Origin of the sequence: Aureimonas sp. AU4, from assembly GCF_001463765.1 — a bacterium.
Taxonomy (GTDB): domain Bacteria; phylum Pseudomonadota; class Alphaproteobacteria; order Rhizobiales; family Rhizobiaceae; genus Aureimonas.
In genome coordinates this window covers 1-1,455 of sequence record NZ_BBWK01000106.1, presented here as the reverse complement: position 1 = coordinate 1,455, position 1,455 = coordinate 1, and the positions used below count along the sequence as shown (strand labels likewise).

Annotated in this window: 4 protein-coding genes; 3 read left to right on the top strand and 1 reads right to left on the bottom strand. The window is 64.4% G+C overall.

Going from position 1 to position 1,455, the window contains the following annotated elements; genetic code table 11:
- Together AUL35_RS22710 and AUL35_RS21180 are read left to right on the top strand one after the other, a co-directional pair.
- Positions 1 to 379: hypothetical protein (locus AUL35_RS22710; protein WP_062018561.1), on the top strand; the 379-nt coding region annotated here is incomplete at its 5' end.
- A 125-nt stretch (positions 380 to 504) separates the two neighbouring features.
- Entirely contained in the window at positions 505 to 756 is a 252-nt protein-coding gene (locus AUL35_RS21180; protein ID WP_062018560.1) for a helix-turn-helix domain-containing protein, read from the top strand.
- A gap of 174 nt (positions 757 to 930) precedes the next feature.
- On the opposite strand, the gene AUL35_RS23125 is transcribed toward AUL35_RS21180, so the two are convergent.
- Positions 931 to 1,062, bottom strand: a complete 132-nt coding sequence (locus AUL35_RS23125) for a hypothetical protein (RefSeq protein ID WP_280137368.1) — start codon at positions 1,060 to 1,062, stop codon at positions 931 to 933.
- 223 nt (positions 1,063 to 1,285) lie between these two features.
- Here AUL35_RS23125 and AUL35_RS21175 point away from each other — a divergent pair.
- Positions 1,286 to 1,455: transposase (locus AUL35_RS21175; RefSeq protein WP_156418145.1), on the top strand; the 170-nt coding region annotated here is incomplete at its 3' end.

Genomic DNA, 1,455 nt, shown 5'->3' with positions numbered 1-1,455 from the left:
AGGAACGCTGACGGCCTCGACGGACCTCAGGTCGCTGTCCTCGACCAACGCCGGCGGCCAGGCCGCCCGGGTCAGCGTCACGACGCTCCTGAACGGCGGCGTCCCGCAGTCGACGTGCAGCCTTCTGGTTCAGGTCAACTGCTTCCGCGTGACGTATGTCCCGCCGACAAACTTTGCGTTCGCTCCGGCGGGCGCCGACGCGAGCGTCCAGTTCACGGGGCGAATGCAGCCCCAAGGCGGCGCATCGCTGCTCGACCTTCTGTCGGCGGTGGTCCTGCTTGGAACGCAGAACATCGACCTCAGCTTGAGCGCCACGAAGACGGCGGGCGTCTTCACGGCCGGGACCTACCAGGCCCAGCCGACGATCCGCTGCGAGTAGGCGGCGCCGGGCCAGCGCGAAGTAGGGCCGGGCAGCACCGCAAGGCGACGACCGCGCCCCGAGCGTGGAAGGCACCCATCCAGCATCATCACCCTTCCGTTCCACCCAAGCCGAGGAGACGAGCCATGCTCTCCCCCGATCCCATCGACGTGCAGGTCGGGCGCATCATTCGCACCCGGCGTCTGGCCAAGGGCCTGACACTCGACGAACTGGGGCGCCGGCTCGGCGTGTCCTATCAGCAGATCCAGAAGTACGAGAAGGGCATCAACCGCGTCAGCGTCTCGACGCTTTACCGGATTGCAGCGATCCTCGGCGTCACGCCGACCGCCTTCTTCCGGGACCTGAGTACCTACTTCCACCTGCCGAACGGCCGATGACGCAGTTGCACCATTGGGTTGTTGCAAGGGGGTGAAGCGTGGCTTGCGATCAAATTTGGTTGGCGCCCTGATGCAGACCGGTGAGTGAACCACGTACCGGCCTGGAAGCGATCCGCTGAGACGATCCTGGCCGCACGGGAGCAACCGTCAGCCGCGACCATGGCGGGCATCGGCTCAGTTCAGAAGCTGGATTGCGGTTGCGCCATACCATCCGGCAAAGCCGCTGACCCAGGCCAGCCAGGCGCCGATGGCGCCCACGATGATCGTGCGCAGGTGGGCGAGCCAGTCGACCTTGCCATCAAACATATCGCTCAATCCGATCTAGAGAGAACGTATGCCACGATATGAGACGAGCGTTGCGCAGTCGTGAATCGACTACGTAGGCAAATGCGTAGGCGTTCGACCTGTCGGGCCAGTTGGGAGGAAAGATGGATTGCGGATGGACCGCTGCCCGACGTCTTCTTTGACGTGACCCCCTGAATTTCAGCCACGGATGGCTAGAGTCCGCCCAACGACGAGGGACGGACGGATGAAGAAGTCACGGTTCACGGAAGAGCAGATCATTGCGATGCTGCGGGAGCAGGAGGCGGGTGTTGCGACGGCCGAGGTCTGCCGGAGACACGGCGTCAGCTCGGCGACGTTCTACAAATGGAAGGCCAAGTTCGGCGGCCTCGACGTGTCGGAGGTCCGGCGGCTGAA

Bases quoted from the DNA above. Each gene is read 5' to 3' on its own strand.
- AUL35_RS21180 (WP_062018560.1), top strand. From the start codon at position 505: ATGCTCTCCCCCGATCCCATCGACGTGCAGGTCGGGCGCATCATTCGC.
- AUL35_RS23125 (WP_280137368.1), bottom strand. From the start codon at position 1,062: ATGTTTGATGGCAAGGTCGACTGGCTCGCCCACCTGCGCACGATCATC.